General features: G+C 65.7%; 18 protein-coding genes. 6 read left to right on the forward strand and 12 right to left on the reverse strand.

The features are described from left to right. Positions 1 to 151: 151 nt before the first annotated feature. Positions 152 to 541 carry an NUDIX hydrolase gene (locus tag AC0SZ7_RS04205; RefSeq protein WP_475503168.1) on the reverse strand — a complete coding sequence of 130 codons (390 nt, stop codon included), beginning with the start codon at positions 539 to 541 and terminating at the stop codon, positions 152 to 154. Between the two features lie 226 nt (positions 542 to 767). Between AC0SZ7_RS04205 and ycaC the strand changes: the two genes are divergently transcribed. Next, a complete protein-coding gene (ycaC, locus tag AC0SZ7_RS04210; protein WP_475503169.1) occupies positions 768 to 1,391 on the forward strand; it encodes an isochorismate family cysteine hydrolase YcaC in 624 nt (207 codons plus the stop codon). Between the two features lie 39 nt (positions 1,392 to 1,430). On the opposite strand, the gene AC0SZ7_RS04215 is transcribed toward ycaC, so the two are convergent. Both AC0SZ7_RS04215 and AC0SZ7_RS04220 read right to left on the reverse strand, forming a co-directional pair. After that, positions 1,431 to 1,826 (reverse strand): DUF3597 domain-containing protein, encoded by a 396-nt coding sequence (locus AC0SZ7_RS04215; RefSeq protein ID WP_475503170.1) that lies wholly within the window; start codon positions 1,824 to 1,826, stop codon positions 1,431 to 1,433. Positions 1,827 to 1,955: 129 nt separating this feature from the next. Beyond that, the gene (locus AC0SZ7_RS04220; protein ID WP_475503171.1) at positions 1,956 to 3,920 is read right to left on the reverse strand and encodes a sigma-54-dependent Fis family transcriptional regulator; all 1,965 of its coding nucleotides are present in this window, start codon (positions 3,918 to 3,920) and stop codon (positions 1,956 to 1,958) included. 200 nt (positions 3,921 to 4,120) lie between these two features. On the opposite strand from AC0SZ7_RS04220, the gene AC0SZ7_RS04225 reads away from it, so the two are divergent. The 5 genes from AC0SZ7_RS04225 to AC0SZ7_RS04245 all read left to right on the forward strand — a co-directional run bounded on the left by AC0SZ7_RS04225 (position 4,121) and on the right by AC0SZ7_RS04245 (position 7,956). Then, a complete protein-coding gene (locus tag AC0SZ7_RS04225) occupies positions 4,121 to 5,137 on the forward strand; it encodes a Gfo/Idh/MocA family oxidoreductase (protein ID WP_475503172.1) in 1,017 nt (338 codons plus the stop codon). Further along, positions 5,134 to 5,925, forward strand: coding sequence for a TIM barrel protein (locus tag AC0SZ7_RS04230; protein WP_475503173.1), 792 nt, complete (start codon positions 5,134 to 5,136; stop codon positions 5,923 to 5,925). The genes AC0SZ7_RS04225 and AC0SZ7_RS04230 overlap by 4 nt, the downstream gene beginning before the upstream one ends. Before the next feature lie 39 nt (positions 5,926 to 5,964). Further along, on the forward strand, positions 5,965 to 6,885 hold the full coding sequence (locus AC0SZ7_RS04235; protein ID WP_475503174.1) for a substrate-binding domain-containing protein: 921 nt from the start codon (positions 5,965 to 5,967) through the stop codon (positions 6,883 to 6,885). A 114-nt stretch (positions 6,886 to 6,999) separates the two neighbouring features. Next, a complete protein-coding gene (locus AC0SZ7_RS04240; protein WP_475503175.1) occupies positions 7,000 to 7,293 on the forward strand; it encodes a DUF7693 family protein in 294 nt (97 codons plus the stop codon). Between the two features lie 129 nt (positions 7,294 to 7,422). Further along, a complete protein-coding gene (locus AC0SZ7_RS04245; protein ID WP_475503176.1) occupies positions 7,423 to 7,956 on the forward strand; it encodes a hypothetical protein in 534 nt (177 codons plus the stop codon). Between the two features lie 231 nt (positions 7,957 to 8,187). Here the strand turns inward: AC0SZ7_RS04245 and AC0SZ7_RS04250 are convergent, their stop codons facing one another. The 9 genes from AC0SZ7_RS04250 to AC0SZ7_RS04290 all read right to left on the reverse strand — a co-directional run bounded on the left by AC0SZ7_RS04250 (position 8,188) and on the right by AC0SZ7_RS04290 (position 15,839). Continuing rightward, positions 8,188 to 8,814 carry a LysE family translocator gene (locus tag AC0SZ7_RS04250; protein ID WP_475503177.1) on the reverse strand — a complete coding sequence of 209 codons (627 nt, stop codon included), beginning with the start codon at positions 8,812 to 8,814 and terminating at the stop codon, positions 8,188 to 8,190. 38 nt (positions 8,815 to 8,852) lie between these two features. After that, on the reverse strand, positions 8,853 to 9,269 hold the full coding sequence (locus AC0SZ7_RS04255) for a hypothetical protein (RefSeq protein ID WP_475503178.1): 417 nt from the start codon (positions 9,267 to 9,269) through the stop codon (positions 8,853 to 8,855). A gap of 259 nt (positions 9,270 to 9,528) precedes the next feature. Then, complete coding sequence (locus AC0SZ7_RS04260; RefSeq protein WP_475503179.1) at positions 9,529 to 9,807, reverse strand: DUF971 domain-containing protein; 279 nt, start codon at positions 9,805 to 9,807, stop codon at positions 9,529 to 9,531. Further along, entirely contained in the window at positions 9,804 to 10,760 is a 957-nt protein-coding gene (locus tag AC0SZ7_RS04265) for a HEAT repeat domain-containing protein (protein WP_475503180.1), read from the reverse strand. The genes AC0SZ7_RS04260 and AC0SZ7_RS04265 overlap by 4 nt, the downstream gene beginning before the upstream one ends. Positions 10,761 to 10,767: 7 nt before the next feature. Continuing rightward, the gene (locus AC0SZ7_RS04270) at positions 10,768 to 11,604 is read right to left on the reverse strand and encodes an ABC transporter ATP-binding protein (protein ID WP_475503181.1); all 837 of its coding nucleotides are present in this window, start codon (positions 11,602 to 11,604) and stop codon (positions 10,768 to 10,770) included. Then, positions 11,601 to 12,389 (reverse strand): ABC transporter permease, encoded by a 789-nt coding sequence (locus tag AC0SZ7_RS04275; RefSeq protein WP_475503182.1) that lies wholly within the window; start codon positions 12,387 to 12,389, stop codon positions 11,601 to 11,603. The genes AC0SZ7_RS04270 and AC0SZ7_RS04275 overlap by 4 nt, the downstream gene beginning before the upstream one ends. A gap of 9 nt (positions 12,390 to 12,398) precedes the next feature. Continuing rightward, positions 12,399 to 13,808, reverse strand: coding sequence for an ABC transporter substrate-binding protein (locus tag AC0SZ7_RS04280; protein WP_475503183.1), 1,410 nt, complete (start codon positions 13,806 to 13,808; stop codon positions 12,399 to 12,401). Positions 13,809 to 13,829: 21 nt separating this feature from the next. Next, positions 13,830 to 14,075: a 4Fe-4S dicluster domain-containing protein gene (locus AC0SZ7_RS04285; protein ID WP_475503184.1), complete on the reverse strand. Its 246-nt coding sequence runs from the start codon at positions 14,073 to 14,075 to the stop codon at positions 13,830 to 13,832. A 27-nt stretch (positions 14,076 to 14,102) separates the two neighbouring features. Continuing rightward, on the reverse strand, positions 14,103 to 15,839 hold the full coding sequence (locus AC0SZ7_RS04290) for a fumarate reductase/succinate dehydrogenase flavoprotein subunit (protein ID WP_475503185.1): 1,737 nt from the start codon (positions 15,837 to 15,839) through the stop codon (positions 14,103 to 14,105). Positions 15,840 to 15,970 lie beyond the last annotated feature (131 nt).

Genomic DNA, 15,970 nt, shown 5'->3' on the forward strand with positions numbered 1-15,970 from the left:
GCCGCAGGCCGCGTCATGGGCGCCGTACGTCGTCGTTTCAGGCAAACGTTCAGCCCTCTGTAGGAGTGGCCCGTGGCCGCGAAGGCCTCACCGCGCAGTGCCTGAAATACTGCGGTGTCTGCTTCGCGGGCACGGCCCGCTCCTACAGGTGTCAGGCGCAGCGCTTGAGCAGCGTCTTGATCGGCCGCCGCACACGGCGCTTGCCGACGTCCCGGGGCTTGATCCAGCGGCAGGCGTCGATTTCATTCAGCGGGCGCGGCTTGTCGGCTGACTTGCGCGCCTCGAACAGGTAATGGATGACTTTGTCTTCGCGGTATTCGGAAATGTAACGAAGCTCATCGAAGGCCAGGCCGGTTTCTTCGGCCATCTCCCGCTGCGCCGCCTGCAGGGGCGTCTCGTCTGCCTCTACCCTGCCCCCGGGCAGGTTCCACTTCGAGTTGCGCTTGCGCACGAAGAGCACTTCGCCGTCCCTGCGATAAATGACCGTGGCGCGAAGCTTGATGCCTTTGCGCTTGGCTGTAGCAATGTCCATTGCCTTCATGCGCTGCTCCGAATGATTGACCCTTCGGCCACTGTAGCCTGCGCATGTGTCGGTTAAATGACCGTGGGCAGGTTCATCCGCTGCGGTGGGAAACTTTCAGCATTGTCCCCTTTATGGAATCAGTGATTCCGTATTCTGCCTAATTGTCCCGATTAATCCCTGCCCGTAAAGTGACCCCCATACCGCAACCACACACCCTCCTCACTCGATTCAAAAGGACTGAACCATGACTACTTCCTACAAGCGCCTGGACAAGAACGACGCCGTACTGCTGCTGATCGACCACCAGAGCGGCCTGATTTCCCTGGTGCAGGACTTCTCCCCCAACGAGTTCAAGAACAACGTGCTGGCCCTGGCCGACTGCGGCAAGTTCTTCGACCTGCCCACCATTCTCACCACCAGTTTCGAACAAGGCCCCAACGGCCCGCTGGTGCCGGAACTCAAGGAGATGTTCCCCGACGCGCCGTACATCGCCCGCCCTGGCCAGATCAACGCCTGGGACAACGAAGACTTCGTCAAGGCCATCAAGGCCACTGGCCGCAAGCAGCTGATCATCGCCGGCGTGGTCACCGACGTGTGCGTGACCTTCCCCACCCTGAGCGCGCTGGCCGAAGGCTTCGATGTGTTTGTGGTGACGGATGCCTCGGGCACCTTCAATACCACCGTGCAACAGGCCGCCTGGGCGCGCATGAGCGCTGCCGGTGCGCAACTGATGAATTGGTTCTCGGTGGCCTGCGAGCTGCACCGCGACTGGCGCAACGACATCGAGGGCCTGGGCAACCTGCTGTCCCAGCGCATCCCCAACTACCGCAACCTGATGAACAGCTACGCAGCGGTGTCTGCGAAGTAAGGCACTGGCGGAAGGGCCGCGCTGCGGCCCATTCGCGGTTCAGTGGAGCAAATCGGCGGGCACCTTGCCGCCATTTTCAGCCAGCTTTTTCAGCACCGCCGAATGCAGCCACAGGTTCATGGCGGCGGAATCGTCGGTTGAGCCGGTGTAATGCAGTTCCGCGGCCAGCGCCTTGCGCGCTGTCAGGCTGCTGTCGATGTCCAGCAGCTTCAACAAGTCGACAATCGAGGTACGCCAATTCAGCTTTTCGGCGTGCTGGCTGGCCAGCGCTTCAAGCTTGGCGGCTACGTCGACCTCGCTGATGGCAGTCGGCGTGGGCGCTGCGGTGGGTTCAGAGGGCACCGGTGCTCCCGGGTCCAGCGGGGCTGCCTGCCCTTCGGGAGCTGCGTGCTTGCCGATGCCGAGTTTCTCGAGAATAGTGCTGAAAAAGCTCATAGCGTCTCTCCGTGGGACGAGCGGGCCTAATTGCACCGCCGGACCTTCAAGGCTAGCCCACTTCCCCCACCCCCTCTCAGGCAGACGCCCAAAGGCGTGCCTGCCAAACAATACGTAATACGTACGAAATCAGCGAAAATCCCCCGCCCGAATCGAATACCGCTCCATCTTCCCATACAGCCCCGCCCGCGAAACCTTCAACAACTGCGCTGCCACCCGCACGTTCCCGCAGGTAGTACGCAGCGCGCCGATGATGGCGTTCATCTCCTGCGCGCCCAGGTCCAGGCCCCCCAGCGCTTCCAGGTTGGGTTCCCGCCGGCCCTTGTGCAGCAGCTCCAGGGGCAGGTCAGCCGGCTCGATCAGGCTGCCGGCCGCCATGTGCACCGCGCGCTCCACCACGTTTTCCAGCTCGCGCACGTTGCCCGGCCAGCCATGGGCGGCCAGCACGTCCAGCGCCGCCGGGGAAAAGCCGCTGACCGCCTTGCGCAGCGACCTGGCGCAGCGCTGCAGGAAATGCTGCGCCAGCCCGGGGATGTCTTCGCGGCGCATGCGCAGCGGTGGCACGGTGAGGTTGAGCACGTTCAGGCGGTAGTAAAGGTCTTCGCGGAACGCGCCATCGGCGACGGCCTGGCTGAGGTTGCGGTGGGTGGCGGCGATGATGCGCACGTCCACCTGCCGCGATTTGCGCCCACCCACCGGGGTTACTTCGCCTTCCTGCAGCACGCGCAGCAGGCTGACCTGGGCGTCGAAGGACATGTCGCCGATTTCGTCGAGGAAAAGGGTGCCGCCATCGGCAAGCTCGAACTTGCCCGCTGAACCGCCGCGGGCCGCGCCAGTGAAAGCACCTTCACTGTGGCCGAACAGCTCGCTCTGCACCAGGTCGCGGGGGATGGCGCCGCAATTCACCGCCACGAAGGCGCCCGCGCTGCGCGGGCTGGCGTTATGGATAGCCTGGGCGAACAGCTCCTTGCCGGTGCCGCTTTCGCCCAGGATCAAGGTGGTGGAGTCACTCTGGCTGGCGATACGCCCCAGCCGCAGGGCGTGCTGCATCACCAGCGAGCCACCCAGGATGGTGTCGAAGGTATAGCGCGCCTGGGCGCCCATGACGCGCCGGGTGATCTCGCGAATGCGCCGGTTCTCGCGCACCGACACCACCCGCCCCTGGCGCCCCACCAGGCACACCGACACCAGGCACGCCAGCTGGCTGCCGTCGTGCAGCTGGAAGGTGCAGTCCAGGTCGCGCAGGCCATCACCGGCGTGCTGGTAGATCTCGACGTTGAGGTCGCTGCGGCCCAACTGCGCGAAGGGCTTGCCGAGCAGCTCGGGGCCGGCCTTGAACAGCTGGCGGGCGTACTGGTTGAGGGCCTTGATGCGCCCTGCTTCGTCCAGCACTACCAGGCCCTCGTTCAGCAGTTCCAGCACGCTGCGCTGTTCCTGCAGCAGGCCCTGCAGCGCCAGCTGCCGGGAGATGGCCTCGCCCGCCGCCTGCACCGTGCCAAGGGTGTGGAAGTGAAACCAGCCAGGCTCGGCGGTCAGGGTCAGGATGGCCACGGTGCGGCCCTTGGCGTCGCGGATCGGCGCGGCGGCGCAGTGCATGCGGCGTTGGCGCAAGGCACTGGCGAAGTTCTCCTCGGCCAGCACGTACACCAGGCGGTCCTCGGCGATTGCCAGGCCCGTGCAGTTGGTGCCCTGGGTGGACTCCAGCAGTTGGCTGCCGATGGGCGTCAGGTCGAGGCCGCAGAAGCACAGCGTGGTGCCCTCGGCGTCGGTGAGGTTGATGTGGCCGCGGGGGTTGTAGGCCAGCAGGCCGGCCATGATTTCCATGGCGGTGTCGATCAGCAGCCGGTGCTCTTCCAGCTTGGCGCTCAGGCGCTGGGGGCTGACGAAACGGTAGGCGCAACCCTGCGGGTCAATACCGGCCGCGTAGCTGCGCCGCCAGGACTGCCATATCAACGGGCGCACCTTGCGCGGGCGTTCCGCGTGCCCGTCCAGGCAGGCCTGCCAGGCCTGTTCAAGCCCGGCAATGGGGCCGGCGTTGAGCTCGCGCGGGTCGAGGGTGGTGATGTAGTCGAGGGCTTCCTGGGTCAACTCCATGGGCGTCATGGCGGGCCTTGGCAGTGTCTGGATTCTGGACATGTCAGTGTAGACATGTCTTTGAAATAGACACTGTTGCATCAGGCCCTGCTCCTAATCTTCAGGTAAATCAGAGAGATAAGACGATGGCACAGGGTTTGCTCTTTCCCTGTTCAAGCGCAACCACGCTTTCGACCCACAATAAAAAAGGAGTGTCATCGATGAGCAACATCATTCGCCTGGGCCTGATCGGCGCCGGCCGCATGGGCAGCTTCCACGGCCAGACCGCCGCGCTGCATATTCCCGGGGCCTGCCTGGCCGCCATCGCCGACCCAACCCCCGGCCAGGCCGCACGCCTGGCCGGGCAGCTGGGCGTGCAGAAGGTCTACACCGACCCGCAGCAGCTGCTGGATGACCCGGACATCGACGGCGTACTGATCGCCGCCCCGGCCCGCAGCCATGCGGAGCTGGTGATCAGCGCCGCGCGCGCCGGCAAGGGCGTGTTCTGCGAAAAACCCATGGCCATCACCCTCGACGAGGCCGACCGCGCCATCGCCGCGGCAGAAGATGCGCAAGTGCCGTTGCAGGTCGGTTTCAACCGCCGGTTCGCCCGCAGCTTCCGCCAGGCGCACCTGGACGTGGCCAGCGGCCGCATCGGCACGCCGCAGCTGCTGCGCTCGGTCACCCGTGACCCGGCGCTGAACAACCCGGCAGGCATTGGCCAATGGGTGATCTTCCTGGAAACCCTGATCCACGACTTCGACGCCCTGCGTTACCTCAACCCCGGCGCCCAGGCGGTGGAGGTGTTCGTGATGGCCGATGCGCTGGTGGCGCCCGCCTTCAAGGCCAAGGGCCTGCTGGACACCGCCGTGGTCACGATTCGTTTCGACAACGGCGCCATCGCCACCGCCGAGGCCAACTTCCAGGCGGTGTATGGCTACGACGTGCGCGGCGAGGTGTTTGGCAGCGCCGGCATGCTGACCATGGGCAGCGTGGCCCAGTCCGAGCTGGTGCGCTACCTGGCCGACGGTATCCAGGCCGACACCCAGCGCCTGGACACCGACCTGCTGCGCGACGCCTACGTGGCCGAGCTTAACCATTTCGTCGACTGCCTGCGCACCGGCGCCACGCCGCTGGCCAGCGGTGCCGACGCGCGCGCCGCACTGGCCATCGCCCGTGCCTGCATCGAGTCCGTGCAACAGGGCAAGGCCATTCAGGTGGCGGGGGTATCGGCATGAGCGCCTGCCCGTTCACCCTCGCCATCAGTGCCGAAATGGTCTTCCTCGACCTGCCGTTCGTGGAGCGCGTACGGCGCATTCATGCGCTGGGTTTCGCTGCCGAGATCTGGGACTGGACCAACAAGGACATCGCCGCGCTGGCGGCTACCGGCGCGCGCTTTACCTCCATGACCGGCTACATCGAAGGCAACCTCACCGAAGCCGACGGCATCCAGCGCCTGCTGGCAACCGCGCGCGAGTCCCTGGGCGTGGCCGAGCAACTGGGCTGCCCCAGCCTCAACCTGCATGGCACCGGCCTGGGCGAAGGCGGCCTGCCGGTACGGCCGGTGCACGCCACCACCGGGCGCATGTGGCTGCAGGCCTGCAAGACCCTGGAGCAGATAGCCCGCCTGGGCGAAGACCACGGCAAGGTGTTCCTGCTGGAAAACCTCAACACCGCCGTGGACCACCCCGGCGTGCCCTTCGCGCGGGCCGAAGACACGCTCACCCTGATCGAGGCCGTGGGCAGCCCGCATTTAAAGCTCAACCTGGACCTGTACCACGCACAGATTGGCGAGGGCAACCTGATCGAACTGCTACGCCGCGCCGGCCCCGCCATCGGCGAAATCCAGGTGGCCGACGTGCCCGGGCGCATGGAGCCCGGCACCGGTGAGATCAATTACGCGGCCATCGCCAAGGCCTTGCATGAGCTGGGCTACACCGGCGTGGTCGGCCTCGAAGGCTGGGCCTCGGGCGACTCGGCGCTGGCGCTGCAGCGTTTCCGCGAGGCGTTCACCTTGCACCTTTAAGCCTGCACTCCCCACCATAACAACAACAGGACACTCCCCATGCGTAGCTCCAGACTGCTTTTCGCCGCCGCTGCATTGCTGTCCAGCCAGCTGGCGTTGGCCGACTACCGGGTCGGTATCACCATCGCCAAGGTCGACGACAACTTCATGACCTATATCCGCAACAACCTGGTGGAAGCTGCGAAAGAGCAGCACATCCAGGTGCAGGTGCAGGACGCCCAGGGCGACGTGGTGCGCCAGCTCAGCCAGGTGGAAGACTTCCTGGCGCAGAAGGTCGACGCCGTGATAGTGCTGCCCGCCGACACCGCCGGCGCGGTCAACATCACCCGCGCGGCCACCGCCGCGAAGGTACCGCTGATCTACGTCAACCGGCGACCCGACGAAAAAGAGCTGCCTGCGGGCGTGGCCGCCGTGACCTCCAACGACATCGAGGCTGGCGAGCTGCAGATGCGCTACCTGGCGGAAAAAATGGGTGGCAAAGGCAACCTGGCGATCATCATGGGCGACCTGGTGAACAACGCCACGCTGGGCCGCACCGAAGGGCTCAAGCAGGTGCTCAAGCAGTACCCGGACATCAAGATCGTCGGCGAACAGACCGCGCTATGGCAACGTGACAAAGGCATGGACCTGACCAGCAACTGGTTGCTGGCCGGCACCCGCATCGACGGCATCGCCGCCAACAACGACGAGATGGCCATCGGCGCGGCCATGGCCTTGAAGCAGGCCGGCCAGAAAGGCACCCCAGTGGTGGGCATCGACGGCCTGCCCGATGGCCTGGCCGCCATCGACAAGGGCCTGCTCGCCGCCTCGGTGTTCCAGGACCCCAAGGCCCAGGCGCAAGCCGCGATAGCTATTGCAGTGAAAATGATCAAGGGGGAGCAGGCCGGTGGCGACACCTTCGTGCCCTTCCAGCTGATCAAGCCCGACCAGGTGCCGCTGTTCGCGGCGCGCTTCAAGTAGCCCGCGCTTTTCCCCTTGCCCCCTGCCGCTCGCTTGCCGCTCGCCTGGCGCGAGCGGCAAGCCCTTGCTTGGTGTACCCTGCCCCGCGTCGTCAGAATGAAAGGGGCTGCCACCGTGCCGACCACACCACTCGCTGCGCGCGAGGTTTATCAAGTGCTGCGGGACATCGCCATGGGCGAGCGCACCCTGCGCCGGCTGGACGCGGTAACCATCCAGGTCGATGGCTGGGTAGTGAAATTGCACAGTGACGGCAGCGTGCTGGAATACTGCGAGAGTTGCCTCAGTGCCGATTCACGAACCTATCTATTTGACGCCTCGAAGTCGTTCGGCAGCAACCCCGTGGAGCTGTTGAGTGCCTGGGAACGGGCGCAGCTGGAGCGGATGCTCAGCGCCACCTGGCCGCGTTAACGCCGATAAAAAGAACCGATACCTGCTTAAGCATTTCCCGGAGGAGGCGCCCACCACCCGGGGCCTATAGTCGTGCCCAACGTTCGGGTGTCGAACGGTCCCTCCGTACAACAATAAAAAGGTGAGCGCATGAGTCACAAGGCCGATTTAAGCTTGAACGCCAGCGGTATCAACACAGGTGCCAGCCTGGACACGCACAGTCTGAAGGCCTTGATGCGAGCGGGTGCGCTCGGCGGCCTGACCGGTGCGGTGTGCATCTGGATCTACGAGGCGTTGATCTGGGTGGGCGTGCAACACCTGCTGCCGTTAGGCGGCATTCCGCGCAACGCCACGGGGCTGGTGTTCGGCAAGGACGTGCAGGAAGCCTTGGGCCTGTGGGCGTCAGTGCTGGGCACCGTCATCCACTTCACCTTCGCCATCGGCTGGGGCGTGTTATTCGCACTGGTCTGGCCGTACTTCCGCCGTCGCGGCTATGAAGCCACCTTCATCGCCTTGTTCTACGCGGTCATCGCCTGGCTGGCGATGCACGTAGCCATCTCCATAGCCTCCGACAACCACCCCAACTACTACGACCCGGCGGTGATCATCGGCGGCTTCATGTCACACTTCTTCTTCACCGTGCCGTTGGCGTTGACGGTGAAGCGGTTGTTGGCGGCACGCTAGAACACAAGGCCAGCAGGAAGCTGTCCGGTAGGTTTGCTTCAGCACACACCTGGCTGCAGGGATTCCTGCAGCCAGGCGTATCCAGCTGAGTTCATGGCATAAATCCTTAATTGCTCGCGTCGCCGTGCATTTTTTCTTTAGCGATCCAAGAAAATCTTAACTTAAGGGGATTATCACCATTTTTTCTTCACTCGCCAGCGCTCCCCATGAAAAACTGATCGGCTTTGGCACTCAGCGCGTCAGCATGATCTTCAACCCCAACCCGATAAACACCGTACCCGCGACTCGATCCAGGATCACCCCCGCCTTCGGCCGACGGTTCAGCCACTGCCCCAGCGCCCCGGAAAAATAGCCCAGCAGGCCGAACAGCAACGCCGCCTGCAAGGTGAAGGTCAGCCCCAGCTGCGCCACCTGTGCGCCAACGCTGCCGTTGCCCGCTACCACGAACTGCGGCAGGAACGACAGGAAGAACAGCACCACCTTGGGGTTGATGGCGTTGGCGAAGCAACCCTTGAAGAACAGCTTTGCCAGCGATTCATCCGGCGCATTGACCGCGCCGACCTTCACCGTACCCGAGCTGCGCCAGGCGTTGTAGCCCAGCCAGATCAGGTACAGCCCGCCGGCTATCTTCAGCAAGGTGAAGGCGGTGGGCGACGCGGCGATCAAGGCGCTGACGCCGACCACTGCCAGCAGCGTGTGGCTGATGCAACCGAAGGCGCAGCCCAGGCCGAAGGCGATGCCCTGGCGCCGGCCCTTGGACATGCCCATGCCCAGCACCATCAGGTTGTCCGGCCCGGGCGTGGCGGTGATCAGCAGCGCGGCTGCCAGGAATCCAAGAAATTGCTGCAAGGTCAACATTGTCAGGGCCGCTCCGCAAAAGCGCCCATGTTACTGCATCAAGGCTCCAGCCAGGCAACGCTGGGCAGCGCCGTGCGGTTGATGCCCACCACGTCGCAGAACTCCAGGATCGGCAGCACGTAGGTCACCACGCGGGTGCCGAAGGTACCATCGGGCCGCAGGCGCGCGGCGCGGCACAGCGGGCCGGCGCGCTCGGGGTCCTGGTTGGCCTTGACCTCGATGGCGTTGGGGCGGTCGAGGTGGCCGTTGCTGGCCAGGTAACCCAGGGTCTGCTCGAAGGCCCGGCGCGGCAGGCGCACGCGGGTGGCGCGCTCGGCACCGGTGAACACGTCGATGTGCGTCTCGCCGCCCTCGCCCACGAGGAAATTGCGCTGGCCGCCGGGTGTCAGCAGGGAGGCGCCAGCGGCGTCAGTAATGGCCTGCCAGAGCGCGGGCGAGACGTGGGGAGCGGGCATAAATCGAGTCCATGAAAAAACGGGGCGCCAGTGTGCCACGCCGCGTCGAAAGCGCCTAGAACCACCACCCCGTAGCAGCTGCCGAAGGCTGCGTCCCTCCCCAACGCGGTTCGGCGGAAGCAACGCGGCGCCATCGGACGCCGCCTGGCGGCAGCTGCTACAGGACGGGAAACCCGTAGCAGCTGCCGAAGGCTGCGTCCTGGGCCACCGCGGTGCTCGTCGACGCGGCACGGCGGAGTACACATGTACTCCGCCCTCCTTAACCCAACCCCGCCACGTACACCCACGGGTAAATCCCGCGGTCATGCCCATCGCTGAACACCAGTTGCAGCCCGTACCCCTGGTCCACCACCTGGGTGATGCGCACCTCAGTGTTAACCACGTCGATTCGCCCACGCAAACGTGCCGCGCGGCAGTGGGAACAGGGGCAGCGTGCGCGCAGCTGGCCGTGGGTGAGCACCTGTACCCTGCCGCCCGGCCACTCCACCTTCAGCAAACCGCTGTGCGCGGTGTTGCGCACGGCCAGGGGCGTGCTCATGGCTGCAGCTGCGACAGGGCGATGCGCACGGCCTTGCGCACTTCGGGGTCGCCATCGTTTTCGGCCGCCCACAGGGCCGGCAAGGCGCGGGCGTCGCCGAATTCGCCGAGGGCCAGGGCTGATTCCTTGCGCAGGTTGCTGATGCTGTGCGCCAGCAACGCCTCGACCGCCGCCCGTGCCGGGCGGTATTTGAGGCGGCCCAGGGAGCGCACGGCGCGCAGGCGCACTTGCCAATAGGCGTCGTCTGCCGCGGCCACCAACGCCGGGCCGGCGCCGTCGTCGCCGACCTTGCCCAACGTGGTGGCGGCTTCCTCGCGCACCCGCCAGTGCGGGTCGCCCAGCGCGGCGGTCAGGGCGTCGGTCACTGCCGGGGTGCTGGCAAAACCAATAGCGCCGGCGGCCATGCGCCGTACCTCCAGGTCATTGTCGTTGGCCAGGTGCCGGGCCAGGTCGGCCAGTGCTTCGGTGTGCTTCAACCAGCCGAGAATGCCCACGGCTTCGCGGCGGATGTCGGCGGCAGCGTCCTGCAACGCTTCGCGCGCCACCTCGGCGCTGTCCGCCAGGCGCAGCTCGCGCAAGGCGCGCAAGGCACTGGCACGCACAAAGGGGTCGGCATGGCGCGCCCAGGGCAACACCCAGCGCCCGGCGGCTTCGGTCTTCAGCTGGGACAGGCTTTGCGCAGCGGCTTCGCGCACCTCGGCGTCGGTGTCGGCCAAGGCTTCGCACAAGCCGGCTACCACCGGCTGTTCTTCCCAGGCTTCCAGCAGGCGCGCGGCTTCGGCGCGCACGCTGGCGGCGGGGTCGTGCTTCAAGGTAGCGACGAGCCACGGCAGGCTGTCGGGGTCTTCAAGGTCGGCCAGGGCGATCACGGCGATGCGCCGCACCACCGGGTCGGCGTCTTCCAGGCGCGGTTGCAGGTCAAGGATATCGGGGTTGTCGGTGCTCAGGCTCATGGTTGGCTCACAGTGCAATTCGGGACAGGTCTTGTGGCAGGGGCAGGCCCAGGGGTGTCAGGCGCGGCAACGGCGGCGCGTCGGGGCCGTGTTCCAGCAGCTCCAGGCAGTGGCGCTTGAGGGCGACGAACTCGGGGCTGGTCAGCAGCCCTGGTTGGCGCGGCCGCTGGAACGGCAGTTGCAGGTCGGCGATGAAACGCCCGGGCCGGGCGCTCATCACCAGGATGCGGTCGCCCAGGAACAACGCCTCATCGATGTCGTGGGTGACGAACACCACGGTAGTGCCGATGCGCCCCCAGATATCCAGCAGCAGTTGCTGCATGCGCGCACGGGTCTGCGCGTCCAGGGCGCCAAAGGGTTCGTCCATCAGCAGGAGGCGCGGCCGGTTGATCAACACCCGGGCGATTTCGGCACGCTGCTGCATGCCGCCCGAGAGCTGCCGCGGCCAATGCCCGGCAAAATCCTCCAGGCCCACCCAGCGCAGCATTTCCAGGGCCTGGCGATGGCGCTCGGCGGTGGCCACGCCTTGCATCTTCAGGCCGAAGGCGACGTTGTCGAGCACACTGCGCCAGGGCAGCAAGGTGTGGTGCTGGAACACCATGCCACGGCTCGGCGACGGCCCGTCTACCGCCGCGCCATCCACGCGCAGGTGGCCACTGCTGGGCTGCAGGTGGCCCGCCAGGGCGCCCAGCAAGGTGGATTTGCCGCAACCCGAAGGCCCCAGGATGCACACGAACTGGCCCGGCTCGATGCTGAAATCCAGCGCCTGCACCGCTTCGAACGCCTCGGCGCCAGCGCCCAGGCGAATGCCCACGCGTTCGCCTTCGATGCGCCCGGCACTCATTGCTGCGCCCCCGCCTGGCTGTGCCATGGCATGCACCAGGCGCCCAGGCGTTTCACCAGCAGGCTGCTGAGCAGCCCGAACAGGCCGATCAGCAGCATGCCGACCATGATGTCCGCGTAGTTCTGCAAGGTGTACGACTCCCAGGTGTAATAGCCCAGGCCCCATTGCCCGGAGATCATTTCGGCGGTCACCAGGCAGAACCACGAGGTACCCATGCCGATGGCAAGCCCGGTGACGATGCTTGGCCCGGCGCCCGGCAGCACCACCTCGCGCAGGATGGCCAGCCGCCCCGCCCCCAGGCTGCGGGCCGACGCCACCAACCGGCGGTCGACGTTTTCCACGCCGTGCACGGTGTTCAGCAGGATCGGGAACAGCGCGCCGGTGAAGGTGATGAAGACCATCGACAGCTCCGACGACGGGAACATCAGAATCGCCAGGGGAATCCACGCCACCGCCGGAATTGGCCGCAGCACTTCCAGTGGCGGCAGCAGCAGGTCGGACGCCCAGCGCCAGCGGCCAATCAATACACCCAGCGCCACCCCCAGCAGCGCCGCCGTGGCATAGCCGGCCGCCACCCGCGCAAGGCTTGCGGCCACATGACGGGCCAGGGCGGCGGACGACAGCAGGTCGTGCAGCGCCGCGTACACCTCGCCCGGGGTGGGCACGTTGCGAAAGGTCACCAACCCCAGGTCCAGGTGGTGGCCGGCCGCGACCTGCCAGAACAGCAGGCAGGCCAGTATCGACAGCCCGCGCAGGCCCCAGCGGGCCGGGTTGGAATGGCTCATGGCAGGCTCTCAGCGCGCGGTCAGCGCAGCGGTGCCGGTAACGCCGGCGAAGTCCAGCACCTGCCCGCCGCGGGTTTGCGCGTCACGGCTGGCCTGGTCCTTGAGCAGGAAGGCGTCGACCTGGCCCTGGGCGGTCTTGACGAACCAGGCATCGTCCGCCAGCAGCTTGATGCCGCTGTCGCTGGCTTGGGCGTAGAAGCCACGAATCGGCGTGCCGGCCTGCTTCAGCGCCGCCAGTTGCACCAGCGCTTCCTCAGGCGTGGCATAGCTGCGCACCTTGGCTTCACCCTTGACCCAGATTTGCGCCACGCGCTTGAAATCGGTGATCGGCTGGCCGGTCACGGCGTCCTTGGCCACCAGCGGCTGCGGCGCATAGTTGGCCAAGGCCTTGGCGTATCCGACGCCGCTGGCCTTGAAGGCTGCGCGCAGGTACTGGTCGTCGATGAAGGTGTCGGTGTTCAAGCCACGATCAGCCTTCTTCAACAGCTTCAGCGTATCGATGGCGGTGCTCACGGCCTGGCGGTATTCAGGCTTCCAGGTCAGGTCGCGGGTCTGCAGGCCCAGCGGGCCGTGGTACAGGTAGTTCACCGCAGCGTCGATGCCGGTGACTTTCTCGATCAGCTCGCTGTACTGCTCGGGCTGCTCGGCCAGCAGGCGGTTGGCTTCCATCGTGGCCCGCAGGTAGGCGACGACGATCTCCGGGTACTGGCGGGCGAAATCCTGTTCCACCAGGGCGCCATGGAAGGTTGGTGCCTTGGCTTGCGAGCCGTCGTAGATCTTGCGCGCAAAACCTCGGCTGACGAACAGTTCGGCGAACGGCACGAAGTCGGCGTGGGCGTCGATCTTGCCCGCCTGCAGCGCCGAGCCGGCCACTTCCGGCGGCTGGGCGATGATGGTCAGGTCGCGCTCCGGGTCCCAGCCCTGGGCCGCCACGGCGCGCAGCAGCATGCCGTGGGCAGTGGAGGCGAACGGCACGGAGACGGTCTTGCCCTTGAGTTCGGCAATCGACTGCACCGGCGAGTCCTTGGGCACGACGATGCCGTTGCCGCTGCCCTGCACGCTGCCCGACAACACGTTGATGAACAGGCTGTGATGCCCCGCCGCCTCATGGGCCACGCCGTTTAGAGCGCCGGGGAAATCGGCCATGGCGCCGAAGTCCAGCTTGCCGGCCACCATCTCGTTGGTCAGGGGCGCGCCGCTGGTGAAGTTCTTCCACTGGATGTCGTACTGCGCGTCCTTGTACTGGCCGTCATGGGGCAAATACTTCTGCAGCAGGCCCAGCTCACGAATCATCAGGCCGCCAGCGGCGCAATTGATGGTGGTGTCCTGGGTGCCGATGGCAATGCGGATGGTCTGCGCCTGGGCGCCGAAAGCGGTGGCCGCCAGCAGCAGGCCGGCCAGTGTGGTGCGAAGCAACATAGGTATCCCCTCGACAAGTATTCAGCGCAGCAAGTAAGGAATTTCCACCTTCACCGCCCCCGTGGGGCAATCGGTTTCGCAGGGCATGCAGTACCAGCATTCATCGAACTGCATGAACGCCTTGTGGGTGGTGGGGTCGATGGCCAGCAGGTCCATCGGGCAAACGTCGACGCACACGGTGCAGCCCTTCTCGGCAATGCACTTGTCGCTGTCCACGGTCACCGGGGCGGCGCTGCGGAAGAAAATATCCTGGGGGGCAAAGGCCATGGTGCGGTCCTCGATGGCGGGCAGAAGTCAGGCAGGTTGGCCGGGGGCCACCCGCAGCCGGTTGTAGGCGGTGCGCTCGTCGTTATCCAGGGCCACCACGTAGGGTTCCACCGGTTTCTTGAAGCTGACCATGCGGCCATCGGCGTCCTTCTTCAGGTGGCAATGGCAGAACCAGTCGGCGTCGTTGCGCAGCGGGTGGTCCACGCGGTGGTGGTACAGGCCCCAGCGGCTTTCCTCGCGGAACAGCGAGGCGCGCGCGGCCATTTCCGCGCAGTCGCGAATCACCGTCACTTCCAGGGCACGCATCAGTTCGTGGGGGTTGCTGGCCTTCATGCTGGCAAGGTCAGCCTCGATCTGCGCGAAGCGCTGCAGGCCGATCTCCATCTTGCGGGTGACCTTGGGCGGCTGCAGGTAATCGTTCACCATGCGCCGCAGCTTGTATTCCACCTGCGCTGGCGGCAGGCCGTGCTCACGCAGCAACGGCGCGTACACCCGCGCCTGCTCAGCCGCCACCTGCTCGGCAGACGGCGCCTGGAAAGCCACGGTGGCCACGTGGTCGGCAGCGTTGACGCCGGCGAACCAGCCGTAGGTAAAGGCGCCGAGCATGTAATTGTGCGGCACTGCAGCCATGTCGCCCGCCGAGTACAGGCCTTTCACCGAGGTTTCCGCGCGCTCGTTCACCCACACGCCCGAGGCGCTGTGGCCGCTGCAGAAGCCGATTTCGGAGATGTGCATTTCCACCATCTGCTGGCGGTAGTCGGTGCCGCGCCCGGCGTGGAACTGGCCACGGCTGGGGCGTTCGTTGCTGTGCAGGATCTGCTCGATGTTCTGGATGGTTTCTTCGGCCAGGTGGTCCAGCTTGAGGAACACCGGGCCGTTGCCGCCTTCGAGTTCCTGGTGGAACTCCCACATCATCTGGCCGCTCCAGTAATCGCACTCGATGAAACGCTCGCCCTTGTTGTTGGCGGTGTAGCCCCCCAGCGGGCCGGTGACGTAGGCGCAGGCCGGGCCGTTGTAGTCCTTGATCAGCGGGTTGATCTGGAAGCACTCCAGGTTCGCCAGCTCTGCGCCTGCGTGGTAGGCCATGGCGTAACCGTCGCCGGCGTTGGTGGGGTTCTCGTAGGTGCCCATCAGGTAGCCGGACGCTGGCAGCCCCAGGCGCCCGGCAGCGCCGCAGCAGAGAATCACCGCCTTGGCCTTGATTACGTGGAAGTCGGCGGTGCGGCAGTCGAAGCCCATCACGCCGCTGACCGCGCCTTCGCTGTCTGTGAGCAAGCGGGTGGCGATGACCCGGTTGGTGATCTCTACCCGCGCCCGCTTGAGCTGGCGGTACAGCACCTTCTTGATGTCGTGGCCTTCGGGCATCGGCAACACGTAGGCGCCCATGTGGTGCACCTTCTTCACCGCGTAGTCGCCGGTCTCGTCCTTTTCGAACTTCACGCCCCAGCGGTCGAGCTGCTCGATGGTTTCGAAGCTGTGTTCGGCGTAGGCCAGCACGGCCGTCTGGTTGACGATGCCGTCATTGGCGACGGTGATTTCCTTGGTGTACTGCTGCGCCGTGGCGTGGCCGGGAATGACCGCGTTGTTGAGGCCGTCCATGCCCATGCTGATGGCGCCGCTGCGCTTGACGTTGGCCTTGTCCAGCAGCAACACGCGCAGGTCGCGGTTGCGCTCCTTGGCCTTGATGGCCGCCATGGGGCCGGCGGTGCCACCGCCGATGACGACGATGTCGTACTCGCGCTCGATTGTCTTGAACTCGCTCATCCCTTGCTCCTCTCGCGCGGCACCTGACAGGTCGGATCCGCGCCTTGATGTAACTTGTTATAACAAGATGAGGAAGGATGTTATTGGTTATCACGGGGGAGCCGTAAATACTGTTTGGCTATAACGATATT

This window comes from Pseudomonas sp. JC1203, from assembly GCF_056175065.1.